The sequence below is a fragment of the Azospirillum sp. FG154 genome (assembly GCF_057809575.1).
Map to the genome: position 1 here is coordinate 1 of NZ_JBMDKF010000072.1, position 370 is coordinate 370.

General features: G+C 56.2%; 1 protein-coding gene. It reads right to left on the reverse strand.

The features are described from left to right. Positions 1-370, reverse strand: a 370-nt coding sequence (locus ACODS4_RS28155) for an IS3 family transposase (RefSeq protein WP_488869191.1), incomplete at both ends; no start/stop codon positions are given.

Below are 370 nucleotides of genomic sequence, written 5' to 3' on the forward strand. Positions count from 1 at the left end.
CCTGATCCAGAACATTCGGCGCGACCGGGCCGCCATGGTCGCTGTCGGTCGTCTTTTTGTATCGTCTTTTTTGCAGCGCTTTCATGCCGTTGTCCCGCATCAGGCGGGCGATGCGATGGCGACCGCCGCTCACGCCGTCTGCCTTCAACTCAGCGTGCATTCGGGGGGAGCCGTAGGTTTCATGCGATAGAGCAAAATGGTTTCGGACATGAGCGAGCAAGATCATGTCGTCGTATTGACGACGACTGGGTTGGCGACGTTTCCAGGCATAATATCCGCTCATGCTGACCTCAAAAAGACGGCAGCCGCGATGCACGGGTGTTTCAGCCTTCTTCGCGTCGATGGCTTCATAAATCATCGACTTGTTTCC